This is a genomic window from Pedobacter sp. GW821-FHT01D05 (assembly GCF_059422505.1).
In genome coordinates this window covers 281,529-298,770 of record NZ_JBWKXA010000006.1, presented here as the reverse complement: position 1 = coordinate 298,770, position 17,242 = coordinate 281,529, and the positions used below count along the sequence as shown (strand labels likewise).

19 protein-coding genes are annotated in these 17,242 nt (G+C 39.3%); 8 read left to right on the top strand and 11 right to left on the bottom strand.

From position 1 onward, the window contains the following. Positions 1 to 26 precede the first annotated feature (26 nt). The 4 genes from AC07VK_RS20945 to AC07VK_RS20930 all read left to right on the top strand — a co-directional run bounded on the left by AC07VK_RS20945 (position 27) and on the right by AC07VK_RS20930 (position 2,368). Positions 27 to 371, top strand: a complete 345-nt coding sequence (locus tag AC07VK_RS20945; protein ID WP_492962799.1) for a DHCW motif cupin fold protein — start codon at positions 27 to 29, stop codon at positions 369 to 371. After that, a complete protein-coding gene (locus tag AC07VK_RS20940; RefSeq protein WP_492962801.1) occupies positions 371 to 895 on the top strand; it encodes a GNAT family N-acetyltransferase in 525 nt (174 codons plus the stop codon). Before AC07VK_RS20945 ends, AC07VK_RS20940 begins: the two co-directional genes overlap by 1 nt. 75 nt (positions 896 to 970) lie before the next feature. Further along, entirely contained in the window at positions 971 to 1,369 is a 399-nt protein-coding gene (locus AC07VK_RS20935) for an META domain-containing protein (RefSeq protein WP_492955395.1), read from the top strand. 75 nt (positions 1,370 to 1,444) lie between these two features. Continuing rightward, positions 1,445 to 2,368 (top strand): YihY/virulence factor BrkB family protein, encoded by a 924-nt coding sequence (locus AC07VK_RS20930; protein ID WP_492962803.1) that lies wholly within the window; start codon positions 1,445 to 1,447, stop codon positions 2,366 to 2,368. A 31-nt stretch (positions 2,369 to 2,399) separates the two neighbouring features. Here AC07VK_RS20930 and AC07VK_RS20925 read toward each other — a convergent pair whose 3' ends face one another. The 4 genes from AC07VK_RS20925 to AC07VK_RS20910 all read right to left on the bottom strand — a co-directional run bounded on the left by AC07VK_RS20925 (position 2,400) and on the right by AC07VK_RS20910 (position 4,457). Further along, a complete protein-coding gene (locus tag AC07VK_RS20925; protein ID WP_057932573.1) occupies positions 2,400 to 2,834 on the bottom strand; it encodes a MarR family winged helix-turn-helix transcriptional regulator in 435 nt (144 codons plus the stop codon). A gap of 132 nt (positions 2,835 to 2,966) precedes the next feature. Then, positions 2,967 to 3,386 carry an organic hydroperoxide resistance protein gene (locus tag AC07VK_RS20920; protein WP_057932574.1) on the bottom strand — a complete coding sequence of 140 codons (420 nt, stop codon included), beginning with the start codon at positions 3,384 to 3,386 and terminating at the stop codon, positions 2,967 to 2,969. A gap of 171 nt (positions 3,387 to 3,557) precedes the next feature. Continuing rightward, on the bottom strand, positions 3,558 to 4,148 hold the full coding sequence (locus AC07VK_RS20915) for a porin family protein (RefSeq protein ID WP_492955397.1): 591 nt from the start codon (positions 4,146 to 4,148) through the stop codon (positions 3,558 to 3,560). A gap of 12 nt (positions 4,149 to 4,160) precedes the next feature. Then, positions 4,161 to 4,457: a hypothetical protein gene (locus AC07VK_RS20910; RefSeq protein ID WP_029277458.1), complete on the bottom strand. Its 297-nt coding sequence runs from the start codon at positions 4,455 to 4,457 to the stop codon at positions 4,161 to 4,163. A gap of 133 nt (positions 4,458 to 4,590) precedes the next feature. Here AC07VK_RS20910 and AC07VK_RS20905 point away from each other — a divergent pair, with 133 nt between their 5' ends. Next, a complete protein-coding gene (locus AC07VK_RS20905; RefSeq protein WP_492962806.1) occupies positions 4,591 to 5,745 on the top strand; it encodes a tetratricopeptide repeat protein in 1,155 nt (384 codons plus the stop codon). Here the strand turns inward: AC07VK_RS20905 and AC07VK_RS20900 are convergent. From AC07VK_RS20900 to AC07VK_RS20875, 6 genes are all read right to left on the bottom strand, one after another. Beyond that, a complete protein-coding gene (locus tag AC07VK_RS20900) occupies positions 5,742 to 6,203 on the bottom strand; it encodes a DUF4268 domain-containing protein (protein WP_492955399.1) in 462 nt (153 codons plus the stop codon). The two genes, AC07VK_RS20905 and AC07VK_RS20900, sit on opposite strands and share 4 nt — an antisense overlap. Positions 6,204 to 6,375: 172 nt before the next feature. Continuing rightward, positions 6,376 to 9,024, bottom strand: a complete 2,649-nt coding sequence (locus AC07VK_RS20895) for a family 78 glycoside hydrolase catalytic domain (RefSeq protein WP_492962808.1) — start codon at positions 9,022 to 9,024, stop codon at positions 6,376 to 6,378. 169 nt (positions 9,025 to 9,193) lie between these two features. Further along, complete coding sequence (locus AC07VK_RS20890) at positions 9,194 to 9,778, bottom strand: riboflavin synthase (RefSeq protein ID WP_492962810.1); 585 nt, start codon at positions 9,776 to 9,778, stop codon at positions 9,194 to 9,196. A gap of 133 nt (positions 9,779 to 9,911) precedes the next feature. Continuing rightward, positions 9,912 to 11,417 carry an acetyl-CoA carboxylase biotin carboxylase subunit gene (gene accC, locus AC07VK_RS20885; RefSeq protein WP_492962812.1) on the bottom strand — a complete coding sequence of 502 codons (1,506 nt, stop codon included), beginning with the start codon at positions 11,415 to 11,417 and terminating at the stop codon, positions 9,912 to 9,914. Between the two features lie 84 nt (positions 11,418 to 11,501). After that, complete coding sequence (locus AC07VK_RS20880; protein WP_492962814.1) at positions 11,502 to 12,200, bottom strand: hypothetical protein; 699 nt, start codon at positions 12,198 to 12,200, stop codon at positions 11,502 to 11,504. A 48-nt stretch (positions 12,201 to 12,248) separates the two neighbouring features. After that, entirely contained in the window at positions 12,249 to 13,271 is a 1,023-nt protein-coding gene (locus AC07VK_RS20875; RefSeq protein ID WP_492962816.1) for a threonine aldolase family protein, read from the bottom strand. 220 nt (positions 13,272 to 13,491) lie between these two features. On the opposite strand from AC07VK_RS20875, the gene AC07VK_RS20870 reads away from it, so the two are divergent. After that, a complete protein-coding gene (locus AC07VK_RS20870; protein ID WP_167293179.1) occupies positions 13,492 to 14,352 on the top strand; it encodes an N-acetylglucosamine kinase in 861 nt (286 codons plus the stop codon). 256 nt (positions 14,353 to 14,608) lie between these two features. Here AC07VK_RS20870 and AC07VK_RS20865 read toward each other — a convergent pair whose 3' ends face one another. Continuing rightward, the gene (locus AC07VK_RS20865; protein ID WP_051692040.1) at positions 14,609 to 15,298 is read right to left on the bottom strand and encodes an NUDIX hydrolase; all 690 of its coding nucleotides are present in this window, start codon (positions 15,296 to 15,298) and stop codon (positions 14,609 to 14,611) included. 111 nt (positions 15,299 to 15,409) lie between these two features. Here AC07VK_RS20865 and pfkA point away from each other — a divergent pair, with 111 nt between their 5' ends. Both pfkA and AC07VK_RS20855 read left to right on the top strand, forming a co-directional pair. Beyond that, the gene (gene pfkA / locus AC07VK_RS20860; RefSeq protein WP_057932582.1) at positions 15,410 to 16,396 is read left to right on the top strand and encodes a 6-phosphofructokinase; all 987 of its coding nucleotides are present in this window, start codon (positions 15,410 to 15,412) and stop codon (positions 16,394 to 16,396) included. Position 16,397: 1 nt separating this feature from the next. Next, the gene (locus AC07VK_RS20855; RefSeq protein WP_492955405.1) at positions 16,398 to 17,240 is read left to right on the top strand and encodes a hypothetical protein; all 843 of its coding nucleotides are present in this window, start codon (positions 16,398 to 16,400) and stop codon (positions 17,238 to 17,240) included. Positions 17,241 to 17,242: the final 2 nt, after the last annotated feature.

Here is a 17,242-nt window from a genome sequence, read left to right as displayed (position 1 = left end):
TAATTATAAGCCATTAAAAAACAACTATGTATACGATACCCTTTACCAATATAGATTGGAGTCAGATAGAAAAAGTAGAATACCCTGGCGAAACAGGTATGGCAACCTGGCAAACCTTAAACCTGGATGGCTTAAGGATCAGGATTGTTACCTACTCTGCGGGCTACCTTGCCGATCATTGGTGCCAAAAAGGCCACATTGTACATTGTTTGGCGGGTAGCTTTGTAAGCGAAATGGAGAATGGAGCAACATTCGTGCTTAGCACGGGGATGACCTATGTGGTTTCTGACGATTTAAGTTCACACCGGTCGGTATCGCAGGAAAGCGTGAAACTTTTAATCATTGATGGCAATTTTTTAAAACCAAGTTAATGAAAATATTTATCGAAACCGAACGTTTAATTTTACGCGAATTGCTACCTACTGATGCTGAGGGCATGTTTGAAATGGACGGTGATCCTGAAGTGCACCTTTACCTGGGCAATAAGCCTGCAAAATCAATCGAACAGAGTATCGCAGAAATAGAATTTATCAGAAAACAATATATCGAAAACGGTATTGGCAGATGGGCTGTTATCGAAAAAGCAACGGGGAATTTTGTAGGTTGGTCGGGCTTAAAACTAATTAAAGAATCTACCAATAGCCATATCAATTATTACGATCTGGGCTATCGGTTCAGTAAACGGTTTTGGGGCAAAGGCTACGCTACAGAAACTGCAATGGCGGCACGGGACTATGGTTTTAATGAACTCAATCTAAATGAGATCATTGGCATAGCAGACATCGATAACCTGGGGTCTATTCATGTTCTGGAAAAAGTGGGCTTAAAACGGATCTCTATTTTCGATTACCGCGGCATAAAACACCACTGGATGAAGATTGAAAAACCAATTTAGCGTTTTCAAAAAGCAATTTTATCTTTATGGTTTAGTTTTTGATGTTAAAAAGGAAAATCATTTAAACCTTACATTATGAAACACCTTATGTTCTGCGGAATGCTGATCTTATTATTGAGTTCTTGTAAAGAAAAATTAGATCCGGCGAGCTTTACCAATACCAAATGGGAGTTAACAGCGCTGCCAGGTTTAACCTTACCTACAACAGCAAAAGCAACGCTAAACTTTGCCGACAGCCTTAAAATCAGTGGAAAATCGTTTTGTAACAATTACGGCGGCCAGGGAGAAATTGCAGATAATAAAATAACCGTTAAAAATGTTTTTGGCACAAAAATGTTCTGTCAGGAAACTGATGCAGCCGAACGTGCTTACTTACATGCCCTTAATCAGGTTAATGGAGCTAAAATAACTGATAATAAGCTACATTTGCTGAATGGCGATAAAACCTTACTGGTTTTCACCAAAACAAACTAGAATCTTTACATGCATAGAAAAGGCTGAATAAAGTATTTTTACTATTTTCGGCCTTTTGAGTTTAACGCAGGAGTGATGCCATCGATAACAGAAGATCTGAAGTTTTTTTTCTCGACAATAAGAAAAGCATTTAATTTATTTCAGCAGAATGATCCCTTACGTCTGGCCGGTGCTACTGCTTTTTTTACCAATTTTGCCTTACCCCCAATATTAATTATCCTCATCAGGCTGTTTGGTATGTTTACCGATAGGCGCTTATTGGCTACACACCTTTTCGAACGTTTGGCCAGTATTCTTGACGATGAGAGTATTTTACAGATCAGAACTACATTGCGAAACATCCGGGGTATCGATCAGGCCTGGTATGTTACATTCTTTAGTTTTATATTTTTCCTTTTTGTAGCTACCACCCTATTTAATGTGATTAAAAACTCTTTAGAGCAGATTTGGAATATCGGCCAAAAAGATAAAAAAGGGATTGTTAATACCCTTAAATCAAGAGCTGTATCCGTTACGATTATCTTATTTGCCGGCATATTATTTTTTATAGGCTTGCTGGCCGATAGTGTGCAGGCATATATTGGTGCCTATCTAAAAAACGGTTCTCCTTCTTTCGGATTGGTCTTAACTTCAATCATCAACCAATTGGTTTTTGTGATCATCGTAACCACCTGGTTTACCATACTTTTCAGGTATTTAACAAACGGGCGTCCTACCTGGCGGGCAGCTATTTCAGGAGGTCTGTTAACCGGATGCCTTTTTACCGCAGGAAAGTATATTTTAAGGATTTTATTGCCGTTGAGCAACATCAGCAATATTTATGGGTCAGCGGGATCGATTATCGTCATTATGCTTTTCGTATTCTACTCTTCGTTGATATTTTATTTTGGTGCATCTTTCATTAAAGCGCTCAGCATTGGCAGGGCAACACCTATTATACCCAAAAACGGATCGTTTGCTTACGAACTTACTGAGGTTGAAACGGGAAAAGAGGATTAATTCCGATTGGAACGAGCGTATACCAAATTACTTATTTGTTCAGGTTGAAAATTAACTTATCAAGAAGGCTTTTTAACTGGTTAATTTCTTCAAGGCTCACACCGAGGTTATCGCTCAGCTGAGCACGCAATACAGGGGCCTTTTCTTTTAAAGCACTGCCTTTTTCTGTCAGGGATATTACAATACTCCTTTCATCTTTTAAAGACCTAACGCGTTCAACCAGTCCGGTTTCCTGCATCCGCTTAAGCAACGGGGTCAAAGTATTCGATTGTAACATCAGTTTTTGTGAAAGTACCGTTAAACTAACCGAATCAGTTTCCCAAAGCACCATTAGCACAAGATACTGCGGATAGGTAATTCCCAAACTATCAAGTACCGGCTGATAACATTTAGTTACCAACCTGGAAGCAGCATAAAGCGGGAAGCACAATTGATTTTCGAGTTTAATAGCATCATTTATTTCCATCACAACTTTCTTTACTAATAATAACAAAATATTCAGCTAAGTAAATAATTTTTAACTGAAATTTTCTATCACGGGCCTAATCATTGAAATCGTTATTGCAGGATGCACAATAACGATTTCATTTTGATTCTATTAAATTACTTCCAGCTTAACATCGATGTTTCCGCGGGTGGCGTTAGAGTATGGACAAATTGTATGGGCTTTTTCTACCAGTTGCTGGGCTTGCGCCGCCTCAACTCCTGGTATATGTACCTGTAGCGATACACCAAGGACAAAACCTCCCTGCCCATTCGAATGAAGAGCAACATTTGCTTTAACCGTAGAAGGTTCTTCAGGTTTAACTTTTGCCTGGCCCATAACTAAATTAAGTGCACTATCAAAGCAAGCTGCATAGCCTGCAGCAAAAAGTTGTTCGGGGTTGGTATAGCCTTGCTCGCTTCCACCCAATTCTTTTGGCATTCTAACTTCTAATTCCAATGCACCATTTTCACTTGTTATTTTTCCATTACGGCCACCGGTTACGGTAGCACTAGTTTCATACAACGTTTTCATATTATGTCTATTTTTTTAAATCGCAAACGATTATATCGTTTGCGATACAAATATAAATATCTATTTATTAAAAACAAATTTTATTGCTAAAACTTATTTCTTTAAAATATTGGACACAAAAAAAGGTGTCCATTAGTTAATGAACACCTTTTAAATTTTTAATAAGTAGGCTTAAAAAATCCGGTAACCTAAGCCAACTGTAAATAAGTTTAACTTAGTTCCAGGATAACCTGCTTTATTAATTTTAGATAAGCCAAGTTCGTAACGTGCATCGAAGCTTAATTTTTTAAGGTCTAAACCTGCTCCAAACTGCCAGGCCAAAGCCTGATTTTTAAAGTCGGCCCTGAAAACGCTCCCAGCAGCCTGACCAAAACTTTGATTTTCATCTAATATCAATGAAAACATTGGTCCGGTGTTTAAACGGAGTCCAATACCAGCGGCACCAAACTTAGTACCTACCAATAATGGCACATCTAAACTTGTGAAACGTACTTTATTTACCTCTCCCGTTGACTCACTTACCAAATCTGCTTTCTTTCCCGACACATAAAGTTCAGGTTGGAAGTAAACGCCTGCCGCACCTACCCTGGCCCAAAGGCCACCGTAAAAACCAGCGCGGTTGTTACTGTTAAAAGTGTTCTCACTATCAAATTTCGAAAAATTTGCCCCAGCTTTAATGCCCAGCTGGAAAGATGGCAGTACCTGTGCGCTGGCGAATAAGCCAACAAGCAAAAAGGCAACGGTTAAAGATAAAAATTTCATATGCGATTAATTTTAGCTGGTGGCGTTGTTAATGGCTTCCTGTTCTTTTAAAGCATCAACATTGTTTTTATCACCAAAGTTTTGTGTTTTACCTGCAAAGTAATCTAAAATTCCCGAAATAGTATCTAAGTTATCAGCTAAATTTTGATGAATATCCGGTAAATCTTTTTCCAGGCGGTTATCGCCCAATTCGATATTATCGACTTCAATTTTACCAATTTTTTGAATAAGTGCCTGCTGAGAGTTTTGCAAATCTTCCAATTCACGCACGATCTTTTCCATTAATTCAAACTTCTTTAAAGTATTCATAGGTTCTTATTTTTAGTTAAACTATTCCTTATAAACCCCTTAGCGCTGGTTTTGTTTTATTTAGCCAATCTTTTAACAAAACAGATTTGGAAATACCGAAAACAACTAATAAATTAGTTTAAAATTATTTGTTATGAAAAACCTCCTTACACTATTGGTCTTATTTGGTTTAGGTTTAGCTGGTTACGCACAAAATATCAGCGCTGTAGATAAGGAGAAACTTTTCGATTTCTATCAGACCCAGCGTTACGGCGATGCCGCTCAATACCTCAAAGGTATTTATGGAGAGGATGTGAATGATTTTAAAAACCTCAGCCAGATTGGTTATTGTTTTTTAATGGCGGGCAATAATGTAGAAGCCGAAAAATTTTATGCCAAGGCCTATTCACTACAACCGCAGAACCTGCCTATTCTTTTCAGCCTCGGCAGTATTAATACAAAAAGGGGTAATACCGAAAAGGCTAAACTGTATTACAGTGAAATTGTAAAAATAGACAGCAATAATTTTAATGTGTATAAGCTGCTAGCCAATTTGTACACTTCTCCAAAAGATGATTCGCTCAAACTCGTTTACCTCTTAAAGGCTAGCCTGATCAATCCACTGGAAGGCGACGTTGCTGCTGATCTCGCGGAGATCCATTCTGCTTATCAACAATATGAAAAAGCTTATCACGTACTCGATGTTGCCATTAAGGGAGACAGTGATAACCTGGTGCTGCAAAGGGCGAAACTTCCCATTGCCAACCAGCTTAAAAAGTATAGTGAAGTGATCGCTTCAGGCGAGAAACTATTGAAAGATGGTTCCGATGCCGGAGTAATCAAGGATGTAGCCAAAGCTTATTATTATACTAAGAAATATCAGAAAGCAATCGATCTTTTTAAACAACTGGAGGCAGCAGCGATGGAAAATGAGGCGACCTTATATTATACTTCTCTCAGCTATAGGGCCTTAAAAAACTATCCGCAGGCAGCTATTTATACCAGAAAGACCATCGATGAGGCCATCTCACCCAATACTTCTAGTTATTATTCTTTATTGGGCTTGGTTTACGAAGAAAACAATCAACTGGCTTTGGCAAGCGCAGCCTACAAAAAAGGCCTGCAATTTAAAGCAACAGCAACTTTATATTATCGTTTAGCCGTATTTTACGATACCCGCTTAAAGCAGGGAAAAAATGCACTAAAATATTATAACCTTTATCTAAAAAGCAAACCGAGTTTAACAGATGATAAAGAAGAAATTAAATTTTCGAAGGATAGGATTGCTCAACTAAACCTGGCCGATTAAACCAGATCTTCGAAAACAGGTTTGACATTATCCCAAAATTCATCTAAGGCAATTATTCTGGGTTTAAAAAAGGAGATTAATGTAGACCAGTGCTGTTGATTAAAAATGCTCACTCCGGAAATGCTGATCGAAATCTGAGATACTGTTTTACCGAAATCATCGGTTGCATCTTTAATCCAATCCCATTCTTCGTTTACGGTATTGGTAAATAAGAGTTTAAATTCTTCAAACTGTTCGAAAATAAGGTGTCTGATATCAGTATCTGGATGTGATAACTGAATGCTGATAAAGGCCTTTTTACCATCAACATCCATTTTAAAGAAGATGTTCTTCACCCCCGTTTTGTAGTTCGTCCAGTTTACGGTAGAACCACTCGCCGAAGGGACGGGTTTCATGTATTGCCCGAAACTGATCCAAAACTGTTGGCGCAAGCGTGCTGCTTCTTCTTTACTGTACATTTAATATTTAAAATCGATAAGAGCTATATCATAAAGTTAATTTCAATTCGAATTGTCACGTTGAGCCTGTCGAAACGCCTACCATACATTATGCTGGTCCTTCGACAGGCTCAGGATGACAAATCTATAATATTTATATAATCTCTTTTAACGAAGCTGCAATTATAAGCGATTAATATTTATATTCAAAATGATAGCTACCTGAGCCTATTTCTTCCTTTTTATCGTTTTTTGGTAATATCACTGTAGCGGTTGCATTGGCAGGAACGGTTACATCGAGTTTAAAAACACCATCTGCAATCGTCCATGATGACTTAACAGTACCATACACCGTTTCCAGTTCTGCGGATGCGCTGGTTAATTTCCCGCCCGGTCTTGGTGCAATTAAAATGGTTTTGTAACCTGGTTGCGCAGATACCGGATTAATACCGGCAATATTTTTATACATCCAATCGCCGATAGCTCCGTAGGCATAATGGTTAAAAGAATTCATATCAGCCGTTTGGAAAGATCCATCTTGTTTAATACCGTCCCAACGCTCCCAGATGGTGGTTGCTCCCATTTTAACCGGATATAACCACGAAGGATAATTTTCCTGCAGTAACAGACTGTAAGCTACATCTTCATGTCCAAAGCGGCTCAATACGTGGCACAGGTATGGCGTGCCCAAAAAACCTGTCGTCAGGTGGTTTCCGTAATCTTTTACATTATCTACCAATCTTTGTGCAGCCTGTGCACGTAAGCTTTCAGGCAACATATCAAACTGTAAGGCCAAAACATATGCGGTTTGGGTGTTAGAGATCAGTTTGCCATTGGGCGTCATATTTTCCTTGATATAAGCCGCTTTAATCTGCTCCAATAGTGCAGTATATTTGGTTACATCATCTGTTTTGCCCAATACCTTTGCTGCATTTATAAGCAACTGTGTAGAATGCGCATAAAATGTTTGGGCAATCATATACTTATCTGTTACCGCGGCACGGCCATCATTATCATCATTAGGACGGTAAAACAACCAATCGCCAAAGTGGAAACCCGTGTTCCAAAGATTGTTCTTTGTTACCGAAGAAATATAATCGACCCACTTTTTCATGCTACCATATTGTGCTTCCAATATGCCTTTATCGCCGTACGAAACATACATATCCCAGGGGATAATAGTGGCAACATCAGCCCAACCAGCAGAACCGGCGTCATTTTGATTGAGCACATTCGGAACAACAAAAGGAACGCTGCCGTTTGGAAGCTGATCTGCAGAAACATCTTTTAGCCATTTGGTAAAAAAGCCCGATACATCCATATTATATGCTGCTGTTGTGGCAAATGCCTGTGCATCGCCTGTCCAGCCTAAACGTTCGTCCCTTTGCGGGCAATCTGTCGGCACATCAACAAAATTCCCTTTCTGTCCCCATGAAATGTTATGCTGCAATTGATTGAGCAAAGGATTTGAAGTCGTAAATTTTCCGCTTGTTTTCATATCCGAATAAACAGCTACCGCGCTAAGGTTTTCCAGTTTCAGTTCGCCAGGGTATCCATCTATTTTGACGTATCTAAACCCCTGAAAAGAAAAATGAGGTTCGAATACCTGTTCGGTTCCGCCTTTTAAAATATAATTGTTCTGTTGCTTGGCCGACCGGAGGTTAGTGGTATAAAAATTCCCTTCTTTGGTTAATACTTCAGCATGGCTAATGGTAATTTTGGTACCTGCTGCACCTTTGGCTTTTAACATTACCCAGCCCACTAAGTTCTGCCCAAAATCAACCACGGTTTCACCTTTTGGGGTTTTAAATATTTTTAAGGCTTTAAACGTTTCATGTTTGCTTACCTGCGGTCCGCTCATCCCAACCAGTTTTTCAGGGCCCTTGGCGAGTTCCGTCACGGGTTTCCAGGAAGTGTTTTCTTTAAAACCAATATTATTCCAGCCTTTGGACTCTAATCGGGCATCGTAGGTTTCTCCGTCATAAATATTAGAGGCAAGTATTGGCCCATAACCTGTTTTCCAACTGTTATCGCTTATAATGGTTTCTGTGGTTCCATCAGTATATTCCACTTCCAGTTGCAGCAATAAAGCCCTGGTATCGCCGTAAAATTGTTTTTGGTTACTAAACCCGATACGTCCCTTGTACCAGCCATCGCCTAACGAAACGCCAATTACATTGGCCCCTTTCTTTAGCGATTGCTTAACATCGTAAACCTGATACTGAATATGATCTTTATAACTTGTCCACCCTGGTGCAAAATAAGCATCGCTAACACGCCCGCCGTTAATATTGGCCTCATACAAACCCTTAGCCGTAATGTAAGCCATTGCAGACCTTACATTTTTTTTCAAGTTAAATTCTTTCCTGAACAAAGGACTGGCCAGGGAGGTATCTGTTCCTGCTACCGAAATCCATTTTGCACTCCAGTCTTCAGGTTTTAAACCCGTTTGAAAAAACTGAACAGGCGACCATGCAGATGCATTTCCGTGGTTGTCTTTTACCCTAACCTGCCAGTAATATTTAGTTTTTGAGGATAGCCCGGGGCCATCGTAGGCAATCAATACCGATTGATCATCTTTTACCGCCGCTTTCCATAAAACTTTGTTAATATTTGCTGTTGTACCCAGCCTGATTTCGTAATTGCGCTGTTTGGTATTTTTTAGATCCGAAACGATTTTCCAGCTAAATCTGGGTTTTGGATTATCAATACTAAAAGGATTTACTAAATGCTCAACAGTTAAATCTTTTACAGAGATTTTCTGTGCTAAAACATTCGTCGTAAATATAAGCAATAAGGTAAGGGTAGCTATTGTGCCTGAGTAACGGGAATTCTTGTTCATATTGGTTAGCGTTAATTTTTTAATCTTAACTGTACGATAATCAGAAATATTATTTATCCAACCATCCTGTACTGTTATGAAAAATTAAGCGTTAGCACAACGACAATAATTAACAAAATACTATTTATCAACCACTTACAAACACAAACTAATATTAAAAGAATATAGCTTATCGGTTCATTAACCGCGCAACATATTTGCCGATAATATCGAACTCTAAATTTACGGTATCGCCAACTTCAACTTCCTGTAAATTGGTATGTTCGAAGGTATAAGGGATGATAAATACCGAAAACTCATCTGGCACGGAATTTACGACAGTGAGGCTGATACCGTTTACACATGCAGAACCTTTTTCTACGGTTACATTTCCGGCCGAAGCATCGTATTTAAAGCGGTATTCCCAGCTTCCGCCCAATTCTTCGCGTTTTATACAAACGGCAGTCTGGTCTACGTGGCCCTGCACAATATGACCATCTAAACGGGCATTCATCTGCATGCAACGCTCAAGATTAACTTTACTGCCTATTTTTAAACCATCGAGATTGGTTTTACTTAGCGTTTCATCTATAGCGGTAACGGTATGTGTTCCATCATTTAAGGCCACCACTGTCAGGCACACTCCATTATGGGCTACACTCTGATCGATTTTCAGCTCATGGCTAATTGCAGAAGAGATGGTAAAGTGGATATTGGTATGGTCGTTTTTAATGGCAGTAACTTCGCCAAGTGTTTCTATAATTCCTGTGAACATTTTATATTTATTTACAATAAGGTCGTCATTTCGACTGGAGTGCAGCGAAATGGAGAAATCTATATTATTTTAACTTATAGATTTCTCCACTACGGTCGAAATGACGATCCCACACAATGACGATTCATTTATTCTAATATTTCAATCTATTTTTTCTCCAATCTGAGCCATTTTTAACCAAGCTATCACCCAACTTCACCTCTTTCTTTTCAAACAGCTTTGCTGCAATTACCGCAGCAATCAGGGCTTCAGTTTCATCATGTACCTTTAAGCTTTCTGGCTTAAAGTATTTACCTACAAAATGCGTGTCGAAATTACCTGATTTAAAAGCTTCATGCTGCATCACAAATTTACCAAAACCCAAAGTAGTTTCTATCCCGGTAATATCATATTCTTCAATAGCCCTCACCATTCGCTCAATCGCTTCTTCCCTATCCTTCCCATAAGTGATGAGTTTGGCAATCATCGGATCATAATAAATCGGGATTTCCATGCCCTGCTCAAAGCCATCATCAACCCTTACGCCATTGCCTTTGGGCATACTGTAAGTCTGCAAAGTGCCAATATCAGGCAGGAAATTATTGGCTGGGTCTTCCGCATAAACGCGAAGTTCTATGGCATGTCCATTGATTTTCAAATCCTCCTGACTAAAGCTCAGTTTTTCGCCAGAGGCAATTTTTAACTGCTCTTTTACCAGATCTATACCTGTGATGAGTTCGGTTACCGGATGTTCTACCTGTAAGCGGGTATTCATTTCCAGGAAAAAGAAATCGAGGTTCTCATCCAAAATAAACTCAACGGTACCTGCGCCGGTATAATTAACCGAACGGGCCACATCTACCGCACATTTACCCATCTGTTGCCTGATTTCCTCGGTTAAAACCGATGAAGGCGCTTCTTCCACCACTTTCTGGTGACGGCGCTGTACAGAGCATTCCCGTTCAAAAAGATGAACAATATTGCCATGGGCATCGCCCAAAACCTGTATTTCGATGTGCCTTGGTGAGGTAACATAACGTTCGATAAAAACGGCCCCATCACCAAATGCCGAGGTAGCTTCACTCACGGCAAGCTGCATCTGTTCTTCAAAATCTTCAGCCTGCTCTACAATACGCATTCCTTTACCTCCCCCGCCTGCAGCTGCTTTGATCAAAATCGGAAAACCAACTTCAATAGCACGTTGTTTTGCTTCGTTTACATCCTGTATCGCTTCTTCCGTTCCCGGTACCATAGGGATGTTATATTTTAAAGCGGCTGCCTTTGCCGAGAGTTTATTACCCATCGTTTCCATCGCTGCCGGTGAAGGACCAACCAAAATCAGCCCTGCATCTGCAACCATTTGTGCAAAACCAGCATTTTCTGATAAAAATCCATAACCAGGGTGAATGGCTTCTGCACCCGTTAATTTACAGGCATCAATAATCTTCTCTCCTACCAGATAACTTTGGTTAGATGGTGCTGGCCCGATGCAAACCGCCTCATCGGCATAACGTACATGCAGTGCATTACGGTCAGCTTCAGAAAAAACGGCAACTGTTTTTACACCCATTTCTTTCGCCGAGCGCATGATACGCAAAGCAATTTCGCCACGGTTAGCGACGAGGAGTTTGGAGATTGGCTTGTTGGTTTGCTGACTCATTCGTTTGGCATTTTTCGTTGTTTCTTTTTTCTAATTGCACCATTTAAATAATGTATGGACTTTTTAAAACATCCATTTTATTTACTATTTTGACCAAAATTGCCACCAGGGCCGTTTAGCTTTTAATTCTTCTACTCTCGTATTAGCGCTATTATCAATATTTCCGATCTGAAAGGTGATAGGTACTGATGAGGAATCTGTACTTGTACTAAAACTGAGTTCATATTTTGTAATGCCACTATCCGCTACTATTTGTTTTGCAATTTTATGATCAGGCAGTATTTCTTTGAGTTGAAATACACATGTTGTTTTGTTATTTTGAGAAAATCCTGCAAAATTCTCTTTGATAAAATTGAGCACATAGAATGTATGCTGTTCAATCAAAGCCAGGTAACCTAAAAATGATAAGGCAGCTCCACTTTCAGTTTCATCAGCACTATAAATCTTACTAGCAGCATAGTGCAAGTTTTCGTGGGTGAATAATTTACCAATTGATATGCATAATTGTGAAGGCATTGGAAGCGGGTTCTCATTTTCTGATAAAAATCGTTGACAGTAAATAAAAATGTCAGTTACTTGATTCAGATTTTCGTTTTTAAATCGATTACGCAAGCTGGCGACCGCTTCTTTTCGAACATCTTCGTCCTTTGTTCCTTCAATAAGCTCAGTAGTGTTAACAATATCATCATACAAAGCCATATTAATATTTTCAATTGACTTTTCATGCTGTTGTTTTAAAATTCCTAGAAATCCATCCAAAGGTGATTGATTGTTTTCACTCATAATAATGATGTTTACATTTGGTTATAGCGACAAAATATAAGTTTCTGATTAAAGGTGCAAAATTATTTCGATAGCCTGATCGATCATTTCAGTACTAAGATCCAGGTGTGTAACCAAACGGATCGTACTTGCACTGGTGGTATTGCAATGCAGTCCTTTTTCTTTCAATTGGTGTACAATTTTCTCTGCCGCTCCCTTTTCTACTTCAAAAATAACAATATTGGTCTCAACAGGCATGACCGATTTTACATATTTTGCCCTGGCCAGTGCATTTGCCAAAGCCTGCGCATGGGCATGATCGTCTTTTAAGCGTGTTACATGATGGTCTAAGGCATAAATGCCAGCAGCTGCCAAAAAACCTGCCTGGCGCATACCTCCGCCAAAAGCTTTTCTAATTTTCCTGGCTTTATGGATCATTTGTTTGCTGCCCAATAGCACAGAGCCAACTGGTGCACCAAGTCCTTTAGATAGGCAGACCGAAATCCCATCAAAATATTTCCCGTACGCTCCCGCCTCGTCGCCTGTAGCCACAAGTGCATTAAAAATACGCGCACCGTCTAAATGCAGTTTCAATCCTTTTATGTTACAGAGGTGATGGATTGGGGCAATCTGTGATAAGGTATAACAGCTTCCGCCACCTTTATTTACCGTATTTTCTAAAACAACCAAACTGGAGTTGGGATAGTGGATATTATCTTCGTTGATTTCAGGTTCAATCAACTCTGGTGTCAAAATTCCGTGCTCGCCATACAACAACCTTACCGATGCGCCAGAGTGATAGGCAATGCCTCCAATTTCGTAGCGGTAAACATGTGCGGTCTGATCGCAGATCACCTCGTCCATGGGCTGGGTAAAACATTTGATTGCAATCTGGTTGGTCATTGTTCCAGATGGACAAAATAATCCGGCTTCCATGTTAAAGGTAGAAGCCAGTTTTGTCTCTAACGCGTGCACCGTTTCGTCTTCACCAAAAACGTCGTCGCCCACTTTTGCATTCATCATGGCATCCAACATTCCGGCAGTAGGTTTGGTTACCGTGTCACTCCTGAAATCTAAAAATCTGTTATTCATTTCGCTATCTGGTTGTAAAATATTGTTGATGTTCAAAAAAAAGACCAATGCCTTTTCTGGTATAATTTTAAGGTTTTTAGGCGATTAAACACCCTATATAGTGTATTTTTTACACACTTAATTTTCGACAACAACAAATTGTTAAAAAATTATTAAAAAAAAGGATACAAAATATAAGACTTTTTATACTTTTATCGTGCTAAAACCAAAAATAAATAAAATGATAGTAATTGCAGACGGCGGATCTACCAAAACAAATTGGTGTTTGATTAACGAGGCCGGCAGAAAAATTTACTTTAACACCGAAGGTTACAATCCATATTTTTCAAAAGGAGAGTACATTGTAAAGTCTTTGAATGAGACTCTTCCAGACCACTTGGAAAGAGAGAAATTAACAGCAGTTTATTACTACGGTGCCGGCTGTTCTACACCTGCAAATGTTAAGATTGTGGCCGATGCCATGCAACTGATCTTTACCAATGCAACCATTTTTGTAGGCCATGATTTACTTGCTTCATCTAGAGCACTCCTTGGAAACGAGCCAGGATTTGCTGCTATTTTAGGTACAGGTACAAATTCATGCCTTTATGATGGATCTGAAATTACCATGAATATCGATTCATTGGGTTATTTCCTGGGTGATGAAGGTAGCGGATCGTACATCGGTAAACGCATTTTAAGCGATTACATGAAAGGTTACATGCCGAAAGGGCTACGTGAAGCTTTTTACGATAACTATGCTTTAACCAACGAAGATATTTTCGACAACATTTACAATAAGCCATTGCCAAACCGTTTCTGCGCAAGCTTTAGTAAATTCTTATACGATTTTAAAGATAACTATGAGGATTATGCCTTTGCTACCATTGATTATGCTTTTACTGCATTTTTCGAAGCTTTGGTCATCCACTACCCTAACTACAAAGACCACAAATTGAACTGTGTGGGTTCAGTAGGTTATAGTTTCCGTGATATTTTAAGTATTGTAGCCGACCGTTACGAAATGGGCGTGGGCAAGATTATCCGCTCACCTATAGATGATCTGGTACATTACCACCTGGAGCTAGCGCCTAAGGCTTAGTTTTCAGTTTGGAGTTTCCAGTTCTGATCCCAAATTCAGAGTCTTAAGTCTTAAGTCTTGAGTCTTTAGTCCGGAGTCAAATACGAGTTACAATAAAAATCCCCGATTTGAAATTCAAACCGGGGATTTTTTTGTTTATAATTGATTCAGTTACTTTGGTCTTTAAGCGCTCCGCTATCTCACGTCTCAAATCCATTATCTCACTTCTAACTTTACTTTAGCGCTATGCCCTCCGCTCAACGCCAAACGCGCTCCGCTAGAACGAAATCTCCTTACCAAAAAGCTTCGCGTACTTACGCTTATCAAAACGGTATAAAGTAGCCGCCCGGTAAGAAACACCTTTTTGTTTTTCATCAAGCTCTTTCAGCACACCAAAACTCACAATCTTCTTTCTAAAGTTCCTTTTATCGAGTTTTTTACCCAAAACCAGCTCATAAACATGCTGCAATTGTGTTAAGGTAAACTTCTCTGGCAAGAGTTCGAAAGCAATGGGTTGGTGTTTAATCCGGCGTTTTATTTTTTCTAATCCTTTATCGTAAATTTTCTGGTGATCGAACGCCAGTTTAGGCAGGTCGGTAATCGGCAGCCAATTGGCGCGTTTGGCATAAGTACTGATCGGGCGTAGCTCTTTATCTCCACCCAAACGGATCAAAGCATAATAAGCCAAAGTAATTACCCTTCCTTGCGGGTGCCTGTGCGGATCGCCAAAAGCATAATACTGCTCCATATAAATACCGCGCAAACCAGTAAGTTCGTACAAAATGCGGGAGGCTGATTGATCTAAACTTTCATCAGGGCCAACAATGTTACCGGGCAATGCCCACCAATCTTTAAACGGTTCTTCATTCCTTTCAATTAGTAGGATTTTTAATTCCTTACCATCAAATCCAAACAAAACGCAATCTATCGAGAATACAGAATCTAAATGAGGTAAAATTTGTTCCAAAGTAAAATTTAGTTATTTTAAGCAGATAAAGGTATGACTTTCAATATTAAGTAAAAAAAATAAAATAAATTACTTAGTGTAAAAAATACACACTATATTCGTGTTATAAAGATGGAGCCAAATATAAAAAATATAGCTGTATTAACTTCTGGAGGCGATGCCCCAGGAATGAATGCTGCAATCAGAGCTGTTGTACGTACCGGAATTTACCATGGCATTAACATGTTTGGTGTAATGCAAGGTTACCAGGGTTTAATTACCGACAACATAAAACCAATGGACGCCCGTTCTGTAAGTAATATTTTACACTTGGGCGGTACCATATTAAAAACTGCACGCTGTTTAGAGTTTAAAACAGACGAAGGTCAACAGATTGCCTACAATAACTTAAAGAAAAACGATATTGATGGACTAGTGGTAATCGGAGGTGACGGAACATTCACCGGAGCGAAACGCTTTTCAGAAACTTTTGGCGTTAAGGTAATCGGTATACCGGGTACAATTGATAATGACTTAGTTGGATCTGATTTTACCCTGGGTTACGATACTGCTATTAATACAGTAATCGAAGCGATCGATAAAATCAGGGATACTGCCGATGCCCACGACCGTTTATTCTTTATAGAAGTAATGGGCCGCGATTCGGGATGTATTGCACTAAGAAGCTCGATTGCAAGTGGTGCCGAAGCGGTTTTGTTACCTGAAAAGGAAACCAGCGTTAACGAATTGATTAATAAACTGGCCTTAGGCGCAGCTACAAAAAAATCATCGAGTATTGTTATTGTGGCCGAAGGCCATAAACAAGGTGGCGCTTATGATATTGCCAAAAAGGTAAAAGAAACTTTTGATCATTACGACACCAAAGTAACTATACTTGGCCACCTTCAACGCGGCGGTAGCCCAAGCAGTTTCGACAGAATTTTGGGCAGTCGTTTAGGTTTTGCCGCGGTAAATGCGTTAATTGCAGGCGAAACGGAGCAAATGGTAGGCTTAAAAGGAAACGAAATAAAATTAACCAGCATAAGAGAGGCTTTAACCGCTCATTCTTTTAAACTCGAGCCCGATTTAATGGAAATGACAGAGGTACTTTCAATATAATATGATAGCAGTTGTTTATAGCGGATCGAAAACAGCATTTTGGAAAATAACACAAAATGGACAGGTAGTGGCACATTGCAACACTACCGGCTTAAACCCCTGCTTTGTTGATCCAAAAACGATCTTACAGATCTTAAACAAAAAAGTTGCTTTGGTTAACAATGCAGAAAACATCAAGAAAATTTATTTTTTTGCAGCCGGAGCATCATCAGCAGACAGAAAAGAGGAATTGGCCAAAACCCTTGCATCATTTTTTAAATACAGCAAAATTGTTGTAGAGAATGATTTATTCGGTGCCGCCAAAGCCGCCTGTTATGATCAGCCAGGTATTGTTGGCATGCTGGGCAGTGGAGCACATTGCGCTTACTTTGATGGAAAAAAGCCAATAAACAATAACTTTGGATTAGGCTATATCTTGGGCGACGAAGGTTCTTCAAATTACTTTGGGAAAATACTCCTTAGGGAATTCTTGAGCCTTAAAATGCCTAAAGACATTGAAACCAAATTCACATTAACCTACAATCTAGACCGCCCCCAAATATTAGAACGTATTTACAATAAGCCACAGGCGAATATATTTTTAACTTCATTTTTCGATTTCTTTACCCAAAACAGTAAACACGAATATATCCGCAAGCTTATTGACGGAGGGTTTGAAAAATATATGGAAACTTATGTTTTACCGATGGCAGAAAAATACAACGACCGGGAAATACATATTGTAGGTAAGGTAGCTGCCGAGCTCGAAGACCGGTTAAGGCTGGTAGCAGACAGGTACGACATAAAAATTAAAAGCATTATCAAAGAACCAATACAAAATTTATTAAAACATTACATTAATTAACA